The sequence below is a fragment of the Nocardia sp. NPDC047648 genome (genome assembly GCF_040642815.1).
Lineage (GTDB): Bacteria > Actinomycetota > Actinomycetes > Mycobacteriales > Mycobacteriaceae > Nocardia > Nocardia gamkensis.
On sequence record NZ_JBEYSX010000005.1, the window covers coordinates 43805 to 62393 of the forward strand.

Sequence of the window (18589 nt, forward strand, 5' to 3'; positions counted from 1 at the left end):
ACGCGCGTTCGAGCTTTTCCGTCGCGACCGCCGAAGATACGTGCTCATGTCTGGAGCTACAGGGGTATGCGCAGCTGGTATCGCAACGCGGCGGGCCGGGTGGTCCAATATGCCGTGGCGGGTCGCCGACTACTGGCGAATGACGCATCGAGTCGGGCTGCCGGATTTCGACATCGAGGCTGCGGTGGTCGACGCACGCAGGTGAGCGGTGACCATGAATGCGTCCATCGGCTGTTCAGCAGTGCCAGCAGCGCATCGGCCAGTGCTGGGTAGGGGGTGAATTCCGGATCTCGCAGCCATTCGGTCAGTTCCCCTTCCGGGACGCTGAAGTCGACGCCTACCGCGTCCAACAGGTTCAGCACGCGCGCGGCATGGGGCACGTGCGCCTCGCCCGGCACTGTGATCGCGAAGGGCTGGTGATTCCAGCCTTGGTTCGGCGCCGCGTTCCACCATTGGGTGGCGATCGCCCCGTCGGGGCGCACCCAGAACACGTCCAGTCCGTAGCTGGGCCGGGATTTGTCCGAACTGCCGTTGGAATGCCTCTCGGAATCTACGTGTCGTGGTGAAGCCGACTGGTTATGCCGGTGAATTCGGGCGTCGTTGATCGGTGGATTCGGGCGTCGCCTGTTGGCTCGGTCGCTGGTTTGTGACGGTGGAATTTGACGTCGCTTGCGGGGTGTGTCGCGGGCGTCGGTGTTGTCAGACGGGGATGGTTCGTCGGGGCCGCAGTGGGGTGTGGTCGCGGAATGCTTCGATCGCGGCGGCGACTTCGAAGGGTGTGGTGGCGTGTGCGATGTCGTGGCGGTAGAGGACTCGGTTGGCGACCGCGTCGAGGTCAAATCCCCAGACCATCGACATGAGGGGGTTGATGAACAGTTCAGCGCCTTTGGCGCGGGTGCGTGCCAGGGAGTGGTGGTTGCCGAATTCGCCGCGCGCGGCGTCGGTGGTGGAGGCGCAGAGGATGCTTTCCCGGCCGGGGGTGTGTTGTTGGACCCAGTCGACGGCGTCCAGCCAGGCGTCGACGGCTGTAATGCCGGGCGTGAGTGCGAACACGCCGTGGTAGGCGCCGAGTTTGGTGAGGGCGGCGACGTTTTCCAGGAAGTGGGCGTGACAGACACCGTGGTAGGTGTCGTTGCCGAACCCGACGCAGGTGGCGAGTTTGACGGGTAGGTCGAGGGCGTGGGCGGCCAGCAGGCTGGTGATGTCTTCGACCGGGGTTCCGAGACCGGCTTCGTCACCGGTCATGAGCAGGTCGGTGCCGCCGTCGACCAGCACCACCGCGTCCAGGCGCAGCTCACGGGCCAGCCACCCGTAGGCTGCCCGGATGTCGGCGGGTCCACCTTTGCGGATGAGGAACACGCGGTCGGGATAGCCGTGGTCTCGTAACCAGACCGCGAGGTGTTTCTCGGGGAAGTAGCCGGGAGGGCCGATGGTGTCGGCGTCGGTTTCGAACAGTCCCGGCGCGACCGGCTGTGCGGTGGTGCGGTGGACCGGGGTGAAGGTGAGGTTCGCCAGGAACACCGTCTTATGTCGCTCTTGGAGTGCGAAGGCGATGGGTAGGCCGCTGAGCAGGTCATGCCCGCCGCCGGCACCAGCGATCAGGATCCGCTCGCAGTCGTGCAGGCGGTGCAGTATCGATGTGTCGAACAGGGTAGGGGCAGACATCTGTCGCAGTATTCAGCACCCCTGGTCTCCGTTGCGGTGCTCGACTTCCCTGGGCTGACGAACTCTCTGCAGCGGCGAGCCCGCAAGGGCATCGGTGAATCGTAACGTCGCTGAGGCGGGAGTCAGCTGGGATGTATCGGTGAATTCCGGCGTCACCCGGCGGTGGCTTTGGCCTGGGCGGTGCGGGCCAGGCGGTAGGAGTCGGTGCCGGTTTCGATAATGTGGCCGCCGAAGGTGAGCCGATCGACGATCGCCGCGCAGAGCCGGGGGTCGGTGAAGGTCTTGGTCCACCCGGAGAACGACTCGTTGGAGGCTATGGCGACGGAGTTCTTCTCCTCGCGTTCGGTCAGGACCTGGAACAGCAGCTCGGCGCCGCGCCGGTCGAGTTCCATATACCCCAGCTCGTCGATGCAGAGCAGGTCGACACGACCGTAGCGGGCGATGGTCTTGGTCAGTTGCTTGTCGTCGGCGGCCTCGACCAGTTCGTTGACGAGCTTGGTGGCCAAGGTGTATTTGACCCGGAAACCCTGCATGGCGGCTTCGGTGCCCAGCGCGATCAGCAGGTGGGACTTGCCGGTGCCGGAGTCACCGATCAGGCAGAGAGGCGGGCCTTTTGCGGATCCAGTCGCAGGTGGCCAGGGTGTGGATGGTGGCAGGGTCGATGTTGGGGTTGGCGTCGAAATCGAACGCGCGCAGCGACTTGTCGCGCGGGAAACCGGCGGCGCGGATGCGGCATTCGGACCGGCGGCGGGCGCGGTCGTCGCATTCGGCCAGCAGCAGCTCGGCCAGGAATACGCGGTAGGACATCTGCTCGCGGCCGGCGGTCTCGGCGATCTCACCAAAGTGGGAGCGGACGGTCGGCAGCCGCAGCATGCGGCAGGCTTGGTCGACCGCGGCGTCAGCGGCCTGTTCGGTCATGCCGTGACGACGCGGCGTGGTGGCGGTCATGCGGTGGTGCCTTTCGTTGTGGTGGGTGTTCGGCGCAACAGCTGGTCGTAGGCGGCGACCGACGGCAGAGGGCGCCGGTCCGGCGGCAGCTGAGCCAGGCGGCGCTCGGTCAGCGACGGGATCGGATCGGGTTGGTCGAGGTCGACCACCGTGGGTTCGCCTTCCAGAGCCTCGCCGATCTTGCGGGCTTCCAGAGCGACCGCGTCAGCGGTCAACGCCCCAGCTCGCTGTGCGGCAGCGAGGCCGGCGACGACATGGTCGTGCGACAGATACCGATGCAGCAGAAGCACTTCGATCAGTGCTCGCGTGCCGTCGCGCTCGCCGTGCGCTCGCCGCGCTGCGGCCCACCAGGCTTCATGGACGGGCGTGAACTTTCCCGCGGCTCGGGCTTGTTCGAGAGCTGTCGCACCAGGCAGCGCACCGGGTTTGCGCAGCAAACCCTCGAGGTAGTGGTCGAGATCCAGGCGTGATTGCGCTTTGCCGAGCAGGCGTTCATGCCGGGCGACTTCAGTGCGGCCGTCATAGACGACGAGGTGGTTCGCGTGTAGCAGCACCCTGACCTGGCGGCCGATCAACCGCACCGGCACCGAATATCGGTTGGTGCGGACGGTAACTTGGGAATATTTGTCGACCCGGGGTGTGAACCAGCGGCCGGTCTCCGCAGTCTCCTTCCACAAGCACCGGGCGAAGCACACCGATCCGTGCACCGCAACCAAGATCACGACGTCAAAATTTACCGATACGAACATCTTCCGAACCAGCCCGACACCAACATCCACCGATGGGTGACGTCACAGATCGCCGATAGAACCAGCCGACATCCGAGGCGATCCGATCGATGTCGATGGGCAGTGGTGTGGGCAATCCGCGCTGGTGCGGGCTCATCGCCGCGCGCCGGTAGGGGACACGTCGGCTGCGCCGATACTCACCGTGGGTGTCGGCATCGGTGATCCATTCGACCGCTTCGGCGTGATCGGGGTTGGTCATCTGCAGGCGCGTGACCGGAACCAGCTAAGTAACAAGGCGCGAGGGCTCGGCGATTGCGTCACAGTACCCGGAGAGACTCTCTCCGAGGGCAACTCTCCCTCGGAGAAGACTCACAGATGAGGTCAGATGCCCTACGAATCCGCCCCGTTCTTCCGACGTCTCGCCGCAAGGCTCCTCGATCTTACTTTCTGCCTACTGCTTACATTCGTCATCGCAATACCCGTCGGAATCCTGTTGGTCCCGATCACCTTGCTGACGACCGAAGCCCGCGAAGCGATGATCTACGAATCAGCGGCGTGGTTGTGCTACTTCATCGCCTACGTCGGATTGGAGGTCTTTCTGCTGATCCGCCGCGATGGACAGACTCTCGGCAAAGGGCTTCTCGGACTTCGGGTAATACCTTCTGGAGAGTGGGCTCGGCCAAGGCTGGAATTGCTGCCAGCAGCCTCGCGCATGCTGATCATCTTCCTGCCGTTCGTCTTCATGTCCCTGGCGGGATCGAATCCGGATGCAGCCATCCTCAATTGGATCGCCGTTATCGGATTCCTTGCGCTCATTGTGAGCTTCTTCCTCGCAGCGATTCCCTCCGGAAAACGACTAGCCCTGCATGATCTGGCAACTGGCAGCCGGGTGGTACGCGCGGCCAAGCGAAAGATCGACTGGAAGAACGACCTCCCGATGGTACTGCCGGGCCGTGTGGACATGCGAAAGCGCCCGTAAGACCGTGTCTCATGTGGTTGATTTCACCAGTTTCTTGTAGCAGGTCAGTGCGGCAGCGAGGGTGAGGAAACCGAGGAAGTGTGTGGCCTTGCGGTCGCAGCGGATGTTGAGCCGGTGGTAGCCGGTCAGCCAGGAGATCGTCCGTTCGATGACCCACCGGTGCCTACCGAGGCGTTCGGAGGATTCGATGCCTTTGCGGGCGATGCGGACGCCGCATCGATCACCGTGCGCGACCAATCGATCAAGGCTTGGCTTCCCAACTCGTCCAGCACAGCATGGTGTAAACGCCGCCACAAGCCGGCCTCGGTCCACACGCTGAGCCGTCGGTGCGCTGTCGGCACGGTGATACCGAATGATGGCGGCAGCAGCCGCCACGCACAACCGCTGGTCAACACGTACACCACCGCTGCGATTACCGCCCGCTGGTCGACCGGCGCGGTCCCACCCCTTATGCGCGAGGGCTGAACTTCGGCAATAGTGGCTCGACGAGTTCCCACAGCTCGTCGGGCACCAACCGGCTGGAGAACGCGACTGTCACGACAAAACATCATGCAGCACACCAATTCTCATGCACATCCACGAATCACATCGACGGCAGGAGCGGTTCTTTGAGAACGCGCGTGGGAGGTGGTCTTCGGCAAACGACATCCATACGCTTGCCCCCGAAATATCGGCCCGGCCTGACCCATATCAATGGCGGCGACCACCTCCTGGTCGCGTACGCCGAAGCAGTCTGTCCGACCAGCACACATGCTATCAACCGGCTCCGACTGTGTACCCCCGACAGTGGTGAGTGCAACTGGCTACTGCCTGCGCACTTCCCGGCTCTTGGGTCGACACCTGCGACATGAGACACGGTCTGAGTCAGTCCATTCAGCCTCGCAATCGCCGAGCCGGAGCGCAAGAAATGGTGTGCTCCAACCGTGGCAGTAATTTTCGGCAGTTTCTTCCTGTGGCGTCGATCTTCGTGCGCCGATGACGCCGTCGAGAGGCGAGCACGGTTCCTCCCTCGATTGGATGCAGCCTTCCTGTGTCTGGTGGGAGGTTCGACGAAGAAGCCGAGGACAATGGGCTCGCGTGAGGATCATGACGAACCTGCTCGAGCAGAGCGGGGCAGCGATGTCTTCGAGCGGCCATGAATGAGCACCGACGTGACAGACTCTCGATCGAATCTGCCCGCCGGCTCCAGCGACACCTGCCGGCCGAGGTCACACCAGGACTGACCGATAGCGAATTCGACTCCATCGAATCGCGCTACAACTTTCGATTCGCCGACGACCACCGCGCCTTCCTGGCGGCTGGACTTCCCGTGGACGAGCCGGGTGAGTCCGGCTGGCGTGGCTGGCCGGACTGGAGACACGACGACCCGGAAGTTCTCGGTGCGTGGCTCGCTCAACCCGCCGAAGGTGTGTTGTTCGACGTTGAACACAACGGTTTCTGGCACCCAGCATGGCGTGACCGGCCCGCCGATCCGATCCGACGTCTGGAGATCGCGCGCCGCGGGCTCGAGGACGCGCCGCAGCTGGTTCCTGTGTTCGGTCATCGGTTCCTGCCCGGCATCGCCGGGCAATGGGGTCACCCGGTGCTGTCGATTGTCCAGACCGACGCGATCTACTACGGCCTAGACCTTTCCGACTATCTTCGGCACGAATTTCTGAGACAGGCCAGCGATCTCGACCTGGCTCACGCAACTGTTCCCTTCTGGAACTACCTGCTCGGCGACAGCGGCGGACCACCGGACCTGAGGGTCGTCGCGCCATCGGATCCCTACGCCGTCACCCCCGAACAGGCCGTAGAACAATTGCGCATGCTGGGGCTGGAGCGGCTCATCCGACGCCCAGTGGAACCGGAAAAGCTCATCGAAGCTGCCCTCGTCGCACTGGTTCTCGATATCGACAGCGAGTCTCTGCCTCTGCTCGGCGGACTCACCCGAGCAGAGACCGACCAAGCCGAGGACCTGTTCGACCGGGTGTTGAACGAACTCGACATCGTGGCAACAATTCCCACCGATGAGTGCGATGTCCGGCACCTACTGGTTGGATGGTGGCTTCGTCAGATCACACACGGACATCTGCCACCTGTGATCGGTGTCGAACTGATCGCGACCCAGGCTTGGATGCAGCTCGACCAGCCGGAATCGCTCCGTTCGCTGCTAGAACTCGCCGACCGCTACGGCGACTGGGAAGCCAACCAAACCGCCACTCCTTCGCAGCTCGCTACAGACATCGTTACCGCTGCGCAGGGGCTACTGCACAGCTCGTGGGCGTCCTGATCAACTCTGCAGCAGGCGAAAGCTTTGCGACCGAAAACGCCGATTAGCTATGCGGGTCGTGACGTTGGTGACGTGGGCGCGGTGGTGGTGAGCTGAGGGCTCAGAAGCAACCGAGTCGAAAGAAGGGACTACGGTGCAACCGGCAGGACCACCGACATTCCGGCCGAGGCGAACACAGGGTCGGACCAACTGGGTCGGATACCCGAAACACAAGCCGGGCCGATTCCGATAAGGCTGGCAGTTCCCGAGCTGCACCCTACGCAGAATCTGCGGGACGGAACCAAAGCCGACAACGCAAGGTGCACTGCCATGGCGGTGCGTCATGGCCACACGTCACCCTCTCCGTGCAAGCGGCGGCATGCACCTGCGCTCGGACGTACACCCCTACCTCGGAAAGAGACCATGACATCACCCCGGCGACTTGCTGCCGCTCTCCTTTCTTGCGCGGCAGTGACGCTCACAGCCGCCGCTTGCGGCGCCGAAACCGCGTCAACACCAACCACTACAACACCGGTCACGACTTCAGTCGTATCCGCTGGCCACACGACGCTCCTGCCGCCGACAACCACTGCCTTACCACTGCCGCCGACCACACTGGAAGCGACCCTGATCCCCACTTCGCCGCCGGCTGCGGTCGCCCCTGTCCCGCCCGCAGCAGTGGTACCGACGCCTCCGGCGGCGGTCGTTCCGGTGCCACCGCGACCGGTAGCTCCCAGCGTCTACTACTCCAACTGCGCCGCTGCCAAGGCCGCGGGTGCCGCGCCGCTCCGGCGGGGAGAACCCGGCTACAGATCCGAGCTGGACCGCGATAAGGATGGCGTCGCCTGCGAATAAGGCAACCGACGCTGTTTGTGCTGACGCGGTACAGGAAGCGCAGCAGGGCATCTACTCACCGTTTCCGCAGGTCAATCTCTGTGGTTAGCGCATTTGTCCCCCTCCGGACACTCAATGACACGTTTCCGATGTCGGCTTGGGTAGCGCGAGGGATCCGCCGCTGCCGCACGGGGTTGGCATCGGTTTCCTACGACAGAACATGTCCGCATCCGATGTCTATATCGGGCAGCACCACGAAGACACGGCCGTCCTGACCCACCTGCGCGGCGATGCGAGTTTGTCTGCTCTACCAAGGCGCGCTCGAGGGATCAACGGTACCGTCGCTACGCCGCGGACGGGACCTGGGATCGGCTGCCGTGAGGTCTCGGGCGTGCGTGTGCGTGACACCGGGGGCGTTTGGCCGCTTGTGGCGAGGGTAGGCGGCGCCCATGGCAGGGAAACAGTCGTCAATTCTGCTGATCGCCGATCCCGGGGCCCCAGCGGCGATCGCCGAACATCTGTCCGATTCGCTGTCGAGCACTCGGAGCGACGGGGCCGCATCCGGCGCCCGGGATGTGTCGGTGCGGTGTCATGCCTACCCGATCGACGAGGACACCGAGTTCTCGAAGGTCGTCGGAGCCATCGACCCGGGTGGGGAGACCGAGGACGTCGTTATCTACCTCACCGATCTGCCCCGGCGCCAGGGAACGACGCCAGTACTGGCCGATATCAGCGTGCCGGACCGCTTCGCGGTGATCTCCATCCCGGGGTTGGGCGGTGCGTTCATCGAGCGCCGGGTACGGGACCTGGCGCGAACCGTCGTGGCCGAGGTGACCGGCCGCTCCGGGGAACAGCACGCACCGGCGAAGCGGCTCGAGCGGGTGCAGGACGACGATGTCGTCCATTACCTCGCGCCCTCGGCCCTGTCTCGTCTGCGGCTGCTCGCGGGCATGGTCTATGCCAACCGGCCGTGGCGTTTGGTGACCGGCATGTCGAAGGTGATGATGGCGGCCTTCGCGACCGGGGCGGTCAGCCTGGCCTATCCGACGATGTGGCAACTGTCGGCCACGATGGGGCCGTGGCGGTTGAGCGCGGCGACGGTGCTGGCGAGCGCGGCGCTGATCGCCTGGCTCATCATCGAACACAGGCTGTGGGAACGTCCGGGATCGAGCGGCGCCCGAGAGCGCGCGGTGCTGTACAACGCCTCGACAGTCATCACCCTGACGATCGGCGTCGTCGTCTTCCACGCGGCGCTGTTCGTCCTGTTGCTGCTGACCGCTTGGTGGACGATCCCGCCGCAGATGGTCACCGAGAACACCGGCAGGCCCGCGGGATCGACGACGCTGTTGCTGATGGCCTGGCTGGTCGGCGCCGTCGCGACCCTGGGCGGTGCGCTGGGATCAGGCGTGGAGGACGACGAAGCCGTGAAGGCGGCGGCCTACGGGGCCCGGCAACGCCAGCGATTCGACCACGCGGACTGACAACGTGACGGTGTCGGCGATAGCGTCGACGGCTTCCCGGCGGCTCTCAGCCATTCGATGATCAGGGCCAGAACGACTCCGGCGCGGTAGGTGATGGCCAGTTTGTCGTACCGGGCGCCGGGCGCCGGCACGGTGCTGATGCACCCGCACGATCGTGGAATCGACCGTCCAGATTCCCGGTCGAGTCGGCCAAGGCCAGCAGCGCGGTCGGCATCCGATCCCAGGTCCCATCCGCGACATAACGACGATGCCGTTTCCACACCGTCTGCCACGGCCCGAACACCGGCGGCAGATCCCGCCACGGCGAACCAGTCTGCAACCGCTACAACATCCCCTCCACCCCCAGCCGGTGGTGGCGAAGTTCCGGCCCACCCGGCCCTCGGAAGTGGGCAACAACAGCTCCAACAACTTCCACTGCTCGTCCGTCAGCACTCGATACCGATCAGCCCCCAACCCCGTCACAGCAGACGATGATGCGCCACTACCAGAACGATTCAGGGCAATCCACCAGATCGGGAGACAGAAACCTACTGGTTCGCCGGGTGCGGGCGATGGTCAGAGCAGGAGATGGAAGATGTCGAAGGCGACGTTCCATTCGGCGGTCCCGGGGTTCTTACGGTCCGGTTCGATCGTGACGAATGTGTGCGCCAGCGCCACGCTCAAGCCTCCGGCGATCAGCGGCAGTCGCTGCTCGGTCGCCTCGGAGAGGGCCATGTCCAACGGCGGCCGGGCCGTCAGTTGATCGAGCACAGACTGGAGTTCGATCTCCTCGTCGAGTTTCTCGAACCGGTGGATGCTCTCCTGCAGTCCTTTGGTGATCGGCAGGTCCCACGGTTCGATCACGTCCCTCAGGTTTGCCTTCGCCGAGGCCTTGCCGATGAGGACCAGATCGTAGATCTTGTCGTCGATGAAATCCGTATAGCGTTTGAGGTCGTTCCGGTCGACTTGCAGACCGGCCGCTGACCGGAAGAATTGCTGGAATTTCACGGTACCCATCACTGGCATGTCGTCAGCTCCTGTCGAAGTATTCATGGATTTGGCGAACCGCCATCGCTCCCTCACCGACAGCGGAGGCGACCCGTTTCACGGAGCCGGTGCGGACGTCGCCGACAGCGAACAGGCCGGGCGAGCTAGTTTCGAGCGTCCTCGATGGCCGATCGCCGATCCACTGGTTGCCGTCCTCACGGGCGTGGACCGCGTCCACGCCCGTGAGGACGAAGCCGTGGTCGTCGAGTGCGATCGTGTCGGCCAGCCACCCGGTGTGCGGCACCGCGCCGATGAAGACGAACAGGGCGTGTACCCGGAGGGTGTCCTGTTCGCCCGTGTGATTGTTCTCGACCACAATCTGGTCGAGGTACTTCTCACCGTGGACCTCGCGAATCTCGGTATTCCGGTGGACGGTCACGCGCGGATGGCGCTCGATCTGGTCGACGAGGTATCGGGACATGCTCTTTCCGAGGTCACCGCCGCGGATGAGCAGGTGAACGTGGGAGACACGGTCGGTGAGAAAGACGGTGGCTTGTCCGGCGGAGTTGCCGCCGCCGACGATGGCCACCGGGTCGGTGCCGCACATCCGCGCTTCCTGATGGGTTGCGGCGTAGTACACGCTCGTCCCCTCCAGTACCTCGATTCCCGGAACCGCCAACTTGCGGTATCGCGCCCCGGTGGCGAGCACGACGGCCCGGCCGCGAACCGTGCCGCCGTCCGCCAGCCGGAGCACGTGGTGGCCGTCCTCGGACCCCACACCGGTCACCTCCGCCGACACCAGGATGCGGGCGCCGAACTTCCCGGCCTGGATCACGGCTCGCTCCGCCAATTCGGCGCCGGAGATCCCTGCCGGGAAGCCGAGGTAGTTCTCGATCCGGGATGAGGTACTGGCCTGGCCGCCCGCGGCGAACGACTCCAATGTCACCGTGTTCAACCCGTCCGAGGCGCCGTACACGGACGCGGCCAGACCGGCCGGTCCCGCACCCACCACGACGAGGTCGCAGACGTCCTGGGCTGCGTCCCGGACCGAGTCCAGGACCGGAAGCCCGACGATGCGGGCGAGTTCCGCATTCGTGGGATTGCGCAGCACCTTCTCCCCGTGCCAGATCACGACGGGAGTGTCCTCGGGGGCGACGTTCAGGCTGCGCAGCAGCTGCTCCGCCCGTTCGTCCTGCTCCACATCGATCCATCTGTGGGGCAATCGGTTTCGCATGGCGAACTGCCGAAGCCGCAACGTATCCGGTGAATAGCAGGAGCCGATGATCCGGAATCCCGAACCCAGCCCGATCAGCAGGTGCCGCCGCACCAGGTAGGCGCGCAGGATCAGATCGCTGAGCACGGGATCGTGGGAAACCAGCGCGCGCACCCGGTCGGCCGGGACGACGAGTATCTCGCCGTCCTCGATCGCCTCGGCGGTGAAGAACGCCACCTGGCCTTCCAACAGTCCGAGCTCGCCCAGGAATCGGCCGGGACCGTGCACGCGCAGTATCCGGCGTTCGCCGTCTCCGTCGCCCTCGTCGATGATCGCGACCTTGCCCGAGAGGATGACGAAGAAGTCGTTGCTGGGTTCGCCCTCTCGGATCAGCACCTCGCCGAGGCGAACCGATCGACGCGTGCCACCGACCTCGAGTGTCGCGACCTGGTCGTCCGTCAGCCGCGGGTATGCTCCGAGCTCATCGGGAGTCTCGCCGAGCGGCGGAATGTCGCGCACGGGAGCGGCGTCCTCAGACGAAGTTCTGGTCGACATAACACCAGCGCCAATCTTCACCTGGCTCCATTGATTGGACGATCGGATGGCCGATGACATGAGCGTGCGCGCTCGCGTGCTTGCCGGGCGAGGAGTCGCAGCAACCGACGTGTCCGCACGTCAGACACAGCCTCAGATGTACCCACGGGGTGCCGAGGCGAAGACATTCCTCGCAGCCCTGCGGAGTCCGGGGTGCGACGGGCCGGATCGCGCTCACGTGTGGGTCCACATGGATTGAAGTCATGGCTTCGTCTCCTTGCCTGCATTTTCCGAGAGCGCCTGATCGAGCCACGTACGCAGTTGTGGTACCGGAGCGGCGCCCGCCTGACGAGCCAGGACCTCGCCCCGGTCCATCACCAGCAGAGTCGGTACGGCGCGGACGGTGAACCGTTCGGCCGTCTTGGGCGCAGCATCCACGTCGATCTTCACCAGCTTGATCTGACCCGCGCGTTCCCTGGCGAGCTGCTCGAGCGCCGGACTGACCATGCGGCAAGGACCGCACCACGTCGCCCAGAGGTCGACGAGCACAGGCACCGAGGATTTCTCGGCGACCTCCGCGAAGTCGTCGTCGCCTGCCGAGGCGATCCAGGGCAGTGGCTCATGGCAGTTCCCGCAGCGCGGTTTTCCTTCCCCTGCCGCCGCCACCTTGTTGACCTTGCCGCAGTGCGGGCACTTCACCTTTTCGGATCCCATGACGACACCTCTTCTCAGGCCGCCGCGACGGCGGGCTCCGCATAGGCGACGGCGAGTTCGCCGCCGTCCACCGTGACACGGATGGTGCCACCCGGTTCGATCTCGCCGCGCAACAGCGCACGACCTATCTTGGTCTCCACCTCGTGGGCGATGTACCGTCGCAGCGGCCGCGCACCGTAGACCGGGTCGAAACCGTGTTCGGCGATGAGCCGACGCGCTTCCGGCGTGATATCCAGGTGTATCTGCCGCTCCGACAACCTGTTGCGAAGATCGGTGAGTTGCAGCTCCACGATGTGCTCGATCTGGGGCAGCGTGAGCGGGGTGAACAACACGATGTCGTCGACCCGGTTGAGGAACTCCGGACGGAAGTGCCCGCGTAGTTCCGCCAGCACCCGCCCCCGGGCATCCGGTTTGATCTCGCCATCGGCTGTGACTCCCTCGAGGAGATACTGGGATCCGATGTTGGAGGTCATGATGATCACCGTGTTCCGGAAATCGACCTGCCTGCCTCGAGAATCGGTGATCCGGCCGTCATCGAGCACCTGCAGCAGGGTATTGAAGACGTCGGCGTGGGCCTTCTCGATCTCATCGAAGAGCACTACGGAATACGGCTTGCGGCGCACCGCTTCGGTGAGCTGGCCGCCCTCGTCGTATCCGACGTACCCGGGGGGCGCACCGATGAGCCTGCTCACCGTGTGCCGCTCCTGGTACTCGCTCATGTCCAGGCGCACCATGTTGTCTTCGCTGTCGAAGAGGGCACTGGCCAGTGTCTTTGCGAGCTCGGTCTTTCCCACGCCCGTTGGGCCCAGGAAGATGAACGAACCGATCGGCCGGCGCGGGTCACGGATACCCGACCTCGCCCGGATCACCGCGTCTGCGACCAGTTGCACCGCCTCGTCCTGGCCGACGACCCTCTCGTGCAGAATCTCGTCGAGCTTCAACAGCTTCTCCCGCTCGCCTTCCTGCAGCCGGGCGACCGGGATGCCCGTCCATGCGGCCACGATCTCTGCGATCTCGTCTTCGGTGACCACTTCACGCAGCAACGGGGTCCGGCCCTGCCTGGTGGCCAGTTGCTCCTCCGCCGCCCTGAGTCTGCGTTCCAGCTCGGTGATCTCGCCGTATCGCAACTCGGCGGCCCGGTTGAGGTCGTAGTTGCGCTCTGCCTCCTCGGCCTCGTGGCGCAACCGTTCCAGCTCTCCCCGCAGCTCCTGCACCCGCCGGATCGCCTGCCGCTCGGCCTCCCACTGAGCGTGCCTGGCGTCGGCCTCGGCCCGTAGGTCGGCCAGCTCCTTGCGCAGCTCTTCGAGGCGTGCCTTGCTGGCCGCGTCCGTTTCCTTCGACAGCGCGGCCTCTTCGATCTCCAGCCGGGTCACTTTCCGGGTGAGCTCGTCGAGTTCGGCGGGCATCGAATCGATTTCTGTGCGTTGCCGAGCGCATGCCTCATCGACCAGGTCGATCGCCTTGTCCGGAAGGAAGCGGTCTGTGATGTACCGGTGCGAGAGGGTCACGGCGGCAACCAGGGCGCCGTCCTTGATCTTCACGCCGTGAAACACCTCGAGGCGTTCCCGAAGTCCGCGCAGAATCGAGATCGCATCCTCGATGCTGGGCTCGTCGACGAGAACGGTCTGGAAGCGACGTTCCAGTGCCGCATCGGATTCGATGTGCTTGCGATACTCGTCGAGAGTGGTGGCACCGATCATGTGTAGTTCGCCGCGGGCGAGCATCGGCTTGAGCATGTTGCCGGCGTCGAGAGACCCGTCGCCGCCGACTGATCCCGCGCCCACAACGGTATGTAACTCGTCGACGAACAACAGGATGCGCCCCTCGGCCGCCTTCACCTCGGACAGCACCGCCTGCAGTCGCTCCTCGAACTCGCCGCGGTACTTCGCGCCGGCCACCAGCGAACCCATGTCGAGCGAGAAGATCGTCTTGTCGCGCAGGCCCTCGGGCACGTCGCCGCGGACGATCCGCTGGGCGAGGCCCTCCACGATCGCCGTCTTACCGACGCCGGGGTCGCCGATCAGCACCGGATTGTTCTTCGTCTTCCGGCTCAGGATCTGCGTTACCCTGCGGATCTCGGCATCTCGACCGATGACGGGATCGAGGTCGCCCGACCGGGCCCCGGAGACGAGATCGCGTCCGTACTTCTCCAGCGCCTCGTACGCCCCTTCCGGGGTCGCCGATGTGACGCGCTGATGGCCGCGCACTTTGGTCAAGGCGGTGAGGAAGGACTCTCGCGTGACCCCATGACCGGCGAGGATCCGACCTGCCGCAGTGGCCGACCCCTCCTCGGAGAGGGCCATCACGAGATGCTCCACGGACACGTAGGAATCCTTGAGTCGCTTCGCCTCCCGCTCCGCGGCGTCGAGCAGCTTGGCCAGGCGCTGGGTGATCATCACCTGACCGGGCGACGCGCCGGGGCCGCTGACCTTCGGCCTGCGCGAGAGTTCACGTTCCAGATCGGATCGCAGGGCATCGATGTTGGCGCCGGCCTGCTCGAGCAGTCGAGGTACCAGCCCTTCCCGCTGATCGACCAACGCGAGCAGCAGGTGCTCTCCGTCGACCTCGGTGTGACCCATTCTGGTCGCTACATTCTGGGCTTCCTGCAGGGCTTCTCGTGACCTTTCAGTCAGGCTGCCGGTGTCCATGGGGTGCCCTCCTTCCGCGGGAAGCTGCTTCGAGTCTCTCGATTCGATCCAGCAGATCGAGCACGAGCCCGATTGCCGAGTAGTTCAAGCCCAGACCGGTCCGCAGCCGTTGGATGCGGGCGGCCTGGACCACTTCGGATGGTTCGAACGACATCGCGCCGCCGACGTCTCGGTGGGCGTCGAGCAGGCCGAGCGCCACAAGCCTTCGTGCCAGGTCCGGGTGCAGCCCGGTACGTTCGGCGAAGGCATCTGGCGACAATCCGGGACGGCGAACCAATACGTACTGGGTGACCGGGGTCGGGGTGCTCATGTCGCTTTCCTCGGATCGAAGTTCGATTCGGTGGCCAACTGCTCGAACAGCTCACGTTCGCGGGCTGTCGGTTTCGACGGCACCATCACCTTAATCTCGGCGTAGAGGTTGCCGTTGGGGCCACGCGGATTGGGCATTCCTTCTCCGCGCAGCCGCAGCTTCCTTCCTGTCGACGAGCCCGGCGCCACTTTGACTTTCGCTTCGCCACCCGGGGTGGGAACGACGACGGTCGACCCGAGCACCGCCTCCCATGGCGATACGGGCAGGTCCACATAGATGTCCCGGCCCTGTACCCGGAACCGGGGATGCGGCTTGATCCGCACTACGAGGTACAGATCCCCGGGCGGCGCGTCACCGTTGCTCCGCCCGCCTTGCCCGGCCAGCCGGATTCTCTGGCCGTCCAGGACACCGGCGGGAATGTCGACGTCGTACTGGCGTCCGTCCAGTCCGAGTGTGTGTTTGCCGCCCCGATACGCCTGTTCCAGAGTCAGTTCCAGTTCCGCTTCCTGGTCGGCGCCGGGAATCGGCCCGTACCCGCCGGCGCCGCCGAACATCTGCCCGAAGAGGTCCTCGAAGTCGACCGCGCCCTCGCCACCGAAACCTTGACCGAAGTGCACCCTTCTGCCCGCGCCGCCGTACCGCCCGGTGCTTGCCCGGACCCGTTCGTCGTAGTCCTCGGGCACACGCCGGAAGTCGTCACCGAATCGGTCGTAGCGTTTCCGGGTGTCCGGGTCGGATAACACCTGGTAGGCCTCGTTGGCCTCCTTGAACTTGTCCTCCGCAGTGGGGTCCTTGTTCACGTCGGGGTGATATTTGCGCGCCAGCTTGCGGTACGCCTGCTGGATTTCGTCGGTGCCGGCGCCGCGCGGGACACCGAGCACTTCGTAGTAGTCACGCGCCATGGGTGCTCACCCCTCGGGTCGGCTGACGACCACCGAGGCGGGACGCAACTGCCGACCGTCCTCTCCATAGCCCGGGCGCAAGACCTCGATCACGGTCCCGGAGGGAACGTCGGGTTGGGACACCACGCTGACCACTTCGTGTAGCTCCGGGGAGAACGGCACACCGACCTCGTCGTGGCGCTCGAAGCCGAGCTGGGCCAGCACCTGTACCGCCTGGTCCCGGATCGCCTTCACGCCCTCGACGACGGCCTGGGGATCGCTGCCCGCATGGGCCAGCGCGAGCTCCAAATTGTCCAGCACCGGGAGCCACGCAGCGGAAACCTTCGCCACCTCCGCGGCGCGGGCACGGTCCAGATCCTTGGCAAACCGCTTGCGCAGGTTGTCCAGATCTGCAAGGGCCCTGCGCCAGCGGTCCTCGAGTTGAGCCAGCTCGGGCCCCGTGTCGGTGCGATCCGGCGCCGTCTCGGTCTGATCCCCGTCGGTAGCCGACTCGGTCGTCGAATGATCTGCAGACCTTTCCATCGCGTGCCTCAGCTTCGATCGAATTCGGCGTCGATCACGTCGTCGTCATCCGACGACGCAGCGTCTCCGCCGCCTGCCTGGTGTCCGTCTCCGCCGCCGGACTGGACCGGTGCGAGCCCGTAGAGCAGCTGCTGCAGCTCGGAGGTGAGTGGCTCTACCTCCGCGGGTGGAGCATTGTCTTCCACGGCTTTCCTGGCGTCGGCGATCAGCATCTCGGCGCGTGCCTTGTCGTGCGGTGGGGCACTGTCGCCGAGTTCGGCGAGTCGCCGTTCCACTTGATAGGCAACTGAATCGAGCGCGTTGCGCGCGTCGACCGCCTTTCGCAGCGCCTCGTCTTCGGCGCGGTTCCGTTCGGCTTCCGCGAGCATGCGCTCGACCTCACTCTGGTCGAGGTTGCCCTGCTCACTGATCGTGATGCCCTGCTCCTTGCCGGTGTCCTTGTCGCGGGCGGTGACGTGCAGGATGCCGTTGGCGTCGATGTCGAACGTGACTTCGACTTGGGCCTCGCCACGGGGCGCGGGGCGGATGTCTTCGAGCCGGAACCGACCGAGCACCCGGTTGTCGGCGGCCCGTTCGCGTTCGCCCTGCAGGACCACGATATCCACGGCGGGCTGATTGTCTTCCGCGGTGGCGAACACTTCACTGCGCCGGACCGGGATCGTCGTGTTGCGCTCGATGATCTTGGTCATCACCCCGCCCTGGGTCTCGACGCCGAGGGACAGCGGGGTGACATCGAGCAGCAGCACATCGGAGACCTCGCCCTTGAGTACACCCGCCTGGACTGCGGCGCCGAGCGCCACGACCTCGTCCGGGTTGACGCTCATGTTGGGGTCCTTGCCGCCGGTGAGCCGGCGAACCAGCGCCTGCACCGCCGGAATACGTGTCGAACCACCGACCAGAATCACCTCGTCGATGTCGTTGGCGGTGACCTTGGCGTCACTCATCGCCTGCTTCACCGGGCCGAGGCAGCGTTCCACCAGATCCGCCGTCAGATCCTCGAACTTCGATCGCATGATCGTGGTGGTGAGGTGCTTGGGACCGTTCGCGTCAGCGGTGACGAAGGGCAGGTTGACCTGGGCCTGCGTCACCGAGGACAGCTCGACCTTGGCTTTCTCTGCTGCCTCGAAGAGGCGCTGCAACGCCTGGGCATCCTTGCGCAGATCGATGTTCTCCGCCCGTTGGAACTCGTCGGCGAGGTAGTCCACCAGACGTCGGTCGAAGTCGTCGCCGCCGAGGTGGGAGTCGCCGGCCGTGGCACGAACCTCGACCACTCCATCGCCGACGTCGAGCAGGCTCACATCGAAAGTGCCGCCGCCGAGGTCGAAGACCAGCACGGTCTCGTGGGTCTGCTTGTCCATGCCGTATGCCAGTGCCGCGGCGGTCGGCTCGTTGATGATCCGCAAAACCTCGAGACCTGCGATCCGTCCGGCGTCCTTGGTGGCGTTGCGCTGCGCGTCGTTGAAGTACGCGGGAACGGTGATGACCGCTTCTTTGACCTTCTCACCGAGGAACTTGCTCGCGTCGTCGACGAGCTTGCGCAGCACGAGGGCACTGATCTCCTCCGGCGCGTACTTCTTGCCCCGCACGTCGAATCGAGCCTCACCGTTGTCACCCGGCACGACGTCGAAACTGACCGCTTTGGCCTCCTCGGAGACCTCGTCGTAGTGACGTCCGATGAAGCGTTTCGCGGAGTATATTGTGCCCTTCGGATTCAAGATCGCCTGCCGTCGGGCGAGCTGACCCACCAGCCGCTCCCCGCTCTCGGTGAACGCCACTACCGACGGCGTCGTCCGCGCTCCCTCGGCATTGGAGATCACCACCGGCTCGCCGCCTTGCCAGCTTGCGATGACCGAGTTCGTGGTGCCCAGGTCGATACCTACAGCGGTCGCCATGA

The 18589-nt window shown here is 65.1% G+C and carries 18 protein-coding genes and 3 pseudogenes; 4 read left to right on the top strand and 17 right to left on the bottom strand.

Features of this window, described 5'->3' with window-relative positions:
• Window positions 1-56: 56 nt before the first annotated feature.
• The 5 genes and pseudogenes from ABZ803_RS13175 to ABZ803_RS13195 all read right to left on the bottom strand — a co-directional run bounded on the left by ABZ803_RS13175 (window position 57) and on the right by ABZ803_RS13195 (window position 3600).
• On the bottom strand, window positions 57-491 hold the full coding sequence (locus ABZ803_RS13175) for a hypothetical protein (RefSeq protein WP_357036455.1): 435 nt from the start codon (window positions 489-491) through the stop codon (window positions 57-59).
• 208 nt (window positions 492-699) lie between these two features.
• Window positions 700-1665 carry a DUF1152 domain-containing protein gene (locus tag ABZ803_RS13180; protein ID WP_357036458.1) on the bottom strand — a complete coding sequence of 322 codons (966 nt, stop codon included), beginning with the start codon at window positions 1663-1665 and terminating at the stop codon, window positions 700-702.
• Window positions 1666-1817: 152 nt separating this feature from the next.
• Window positions 1818-2613 (bottom strand): annotated as a pseudogene (gene istB, locus ABZ803_RS13185) (IS21-like element helper ATPase IstB).
• A complete protein-coding gene (locus ABZ803_RS13190) occupies window positions 2610-3335 on the bottom strand; it encodes a hypothetical protein (protein WP_357036461.1) in 726 nt (241 codons plus the stop codon). The pseudogene istB and the gene ABZ803_RS13190 overlap by 4 nt, the downstream one beginning before the upstream one ends.
• A gap of 4 nt (window positions 3336-3339) precedes the next feature.
• On the bottom strand, window positions 3340-3600 hold the full coding sequence (locus tag ABZ803_RS13195; RefSeq protein ID WP_357036464.1) for a hypothetical protein: 261 nt from the start codon (window positions 3598-3600) through the stop codon (window positions 3340-3342).
• 126 nt (window positions 3601-3726) lie between these two features.
• Here ABZ803_RS13195 and ABZ803_RS13200 point away from each other — a divergent pair, with 126 nt between their 5' ends.
• A complete protein-coding gene (locus tag ABZ803_RS13200) occupies window positions 3727-4320 on the top strand; it encodes an RDD family protein (protein ID WP_357036467.1) in 594 nt (197 codons plus the stop codon).
• Window positions 4321-4329: 9 nt separating this feature from the next.
• Here the strand turns inward: ABZ803_RS13200 and ABZ803_RS13205 are convergent, their stop codons facing one another.
• Both ABZ803_RS13205 and ABZ803_RS13210 read right to left on the bottom strand, forming a co-directional pair.
• Window positions 4330-4632: a transposase gene (locus ABZ803_RS13205; RefSeq protein WP_357036471.1), complete on the bottom strand. Its 303-nt coding sequence runs from the start codon at window positions 4630-4632 to the stop codon at window positions 4330-4332.
• Window positions 4527-4831 (bottom strand): annotated as a pseudogene (locus ABZ803_RS13210) (transposase); the annotation flags it as partial. The gene ABZ803_RS13205 and the pseudogene ABZ803_RS13210, both read right to left, overlap by 106 nt.
• 624 nt (window positions 4832-5455) lie before the next feature.
• On the opposite strand from ABZ803_RS13210, the gene ABZ803_RS13215 reads away from it, so the two are divergent.
• The 3 genes from ABZ803_RS13215 (at window position 5456) to ABZ803_RS13225 (ending at window position 8886) form a co-directional block, all read left to right on the top strand.
• The gene (locus ABZ803_RS13215) at window positions 5456-6592 is read left to right on the top strand and encodes a hypothetical protein (RefSeq protein WP_357036474.1); all 1137 of its coding nucleotides are present in this window, start codon (window positions 5456-5458) and stop codon (window positions 6590-6592) included.
• A 402-nt stretch (window positions 6593-6994) separates the two neighbouring features.
• Window positions 6995-7426 (top strand): excalibur calcium-binding domain-containing protein, encoded by a 432-nt coding sequence (locus ABZ803_RS13220; protein ID WP_357036477.1) that lies wholly within the window; start codon window positions 6995-6997, stop codon window positions 7424-7426.
• A gap of 428 nt (window positions 7427-7854) precedes the next feature.
• Window positions 7855-8886, top strand: a complete 1032-nt coding sequence (locus ABZ803_RS13225) for a hypothetical protein (RefSeq protein WP_357036480.1) — start codon at window positions 7855-7857, stop codon at window positions 8884-8886.
• Between the two features lie 61 nt (window positions 8887-8947).
• On the opposite strand, the gene ABZ803_RS13230 is transcribed toward ABZ803_RS13225, so the two are convergent.
• The 10 genes and pseudogenes from ABZ803_RS13230 to dnaK form a co-directional block, all read right to left on the bottom strand.
• Window positions 8948-9205, bottom strand: a complete 258-nt coding sequence (locus tag ABZ803_RS13230) for a transposase (protein WP_357036483.1) — start codon at window positions 9203-9205, stop codon at window positions 8948-8950.
• A 236-nt stretch (window positions 9206-9441) separates the two neighbouring features.
• A complete protein-coding gene (locus ABZ803_RS13235) occupies window positions 9442-9882 on the bottom strand; it encodes a DUF1931 family protein (RefSeq protein WP_357037177.1) in 441 nt (146 codons plus the stop codon).
• Between the two features lie 13 nt (window positions 9883-9895).
• A complete protein-coding gene (locus ABZ803_RS13240) occupies window positions 9896-11620 on the bottom strand; it encodes an FAD-dependent oxidoreductase (protein ID WP_357036486.1) in 1725 nt (574 codons plus the stop codon).
• Window positions 11598-11864, bottom strand: coding sequence for a UBP-type zinc finger domain-containing protein (locus tag ABZ803_RS13245; RefSeq protein ID WP_357036488.1), 267 nt, complete (start codon window positions 11862-11864; stop codon window positions 11598-11600). The genes ABZ803_RS13240 and ABZ803_RS13245 overlap by 23 nt, the downstream gene beginning before the upstream one ends.
• Complete coding sequence (gene trxA, locus ABZ803_RS13250; RefSeq protein ID WP_357036491.1) at window positions 11861-12313, bottom strand: thioredoxin; 453 nt, start codon at window positions 12311-12313, stop codon at window positions 11861-11863. The genes ABZ803_RS13245 and trxA overlap by 4 nt, the downstream gene beginning before the upstream one ends.
• A gap of 14 nt (window positions 12314-12327) precedes the next feature.
• Entirely contained in the window at window positions 12328-14961 is a 2634-nt protein-coding gene (gene clpB, locus ABZ803_RS13255) for an ATP-dependent chaperone ClpB (RefSeq protein ID WP_357036494.1), read from the bottom strand.
• Window positions 14943-15271, bottom strand: a pseudogene (locus ABZ803_RS13260) (chaperone modulator CbpM). Before ABZ803_RS13260 ends, clpB begins: the two are co-directional and overlap by 19 nt.
• Window positions 15268-16173 (bottom strand): J domain-containing protein, encoded by a 906-nt coding sequence (locus ABZ803_RS13265; protein ID WP_357036497.1) that lies wholly within the window; start codon window positions 16171-16173, stop codon window positions 15268-15270. Before ABZ803_RS13265 ends, ABZ803_RS13260 begins: the two are co-directional and overlap by 4 nt.
• A gap of 6 nt (window positions 16174-16179) precedes the next feature.
• Window positions 16180-16695, bottom strand: coding sequence for a nucleotide exchange factor GrpE (locus ABZ803_RS13270; RefSeq protein WP_357036500.1), 516 nt, complete (start codon window positions 16693-16695; stop codon window positions 16180-16182).
• An 8-nt stretch (window positions 16696-16703) separates the two neighbouring features.
• Entirely contained in the window at window positions 16704-18587 is a 1884-nt protein-coding gene (gene dnaK, locus ABZ803_RS13275) for a molecular chaperone DnaK (RefSeq protein WP_357036503.1), read from the bottom strand.
• Window positions 18588-18589 lie beyond the last annotated feature (2 nt).